This window comes from Streptomyces sp. Isolate_45, from assembly GCF_024721315.2.
GTDB lineage: Bacteria > Actinomycetota > Actinomycetes > Streptomycetales > Streptomycetaceae > Streptomyces.
The window spans coordinates 1-940 of the sequence record NZ_JANFAK020000380.1 but is presented as its reverse complement, the minus strand read 5'-3'; the positions used below and the strand labels follow the sequence as shown (position 1 = coordinate 940).

Annotated in this window: 1 protein-coding gene; it reads right to left on the bottom strand. The window is 70.7% G+C overall.

Annotated features, from left to right (window positions below):
- On the bottom strand, positions 1-739 hold a 739-nt coding region (locus NOD94_RS41190), incomplete at its 3' end, for a M23 family metallopeptidase (RefSeq protein ID WP_281211364.1).
- Between the last annotated feature and the right edge of the window lie 201 nt (positions 740-940).

Below are 940 nucleotides of genomic sequence, written 5' to 3'. Positions count from 1 at the left end.
TGCTGACGGCGAGCAGGTGGGTGTCGCCGTCGATGCCGGCCTCGGCGGTGGTCCGCACGCCCGAGGGGATCTCGCCGCCCTCCTCCTGGACGTTCCCGAACTTCGACCAGGTCCCGTTCGGGTTGCGGACACCGTGGAACAGTGCCCCGCCCGACTCCACCGCGACCTGCGCCCGCCACTGGCCGGACGGCGCGGGCGGCGTCACCACTTCGCCGCAGTTCTTGCTGGTGAGCGTCGAACCCATGCTGAACGGGACGCCGTTGAAGACGGACTGCTTGACCGTGCCCTGGTACTGCTGCTCGTAGTGCAGGTGGGCCCCGGTGGAGTTGCCGGTGTTGCCGACGATGCCGATCTTCTGGCCGCGGGTGACGCGCTGTCCGACGGTGACGTCGTGGTCGTTCAGGTGGGCGTACAGCGTCTTGGAGCCGCCGCCGTGGTCGATGACCACGTACTTGCCGTAGCTGGTGGTGAGGGACTTCACGATGCTGACCGTGCCGTCGGCGCTGGCGAGGACCGGCTGGTTCTCCGTCGAGGAGCCCCGCGTCCAGTCGATGGAGAGGGTGGACGGGCTGTGGCCGCCGTACGTCTTGCCCAGCCAGGACTGCTGGCAGCTGAAGGGCATCTGGTAGGCGGGGCCCGCCGCGTGGGAGGGCGTGGCGGCGAAGGCGATCAGACCGGAGGCGGCCAGGGCCATGCCGGTGGCGGAGGTCAGGACGCGGCGGGAGAAGGTGAGAGACATGGGGATTCCTCGAAAGTTCGGGTGGGGGGCGCGGCGCGGGCCGGCGCGGGTCAGTTGAAGGTGCCGGTGAGGGCGACGCCGTCACGGGCGGCGGGAACGCCGGTCAGGTCGACGGTGCCGACGGCGGTCCAGTTGCCGCTGACCTGGCGGACCGTGTGCAGGACCCGACCGTCGGCGGCCACGAACGCCACCTGGAGCTCG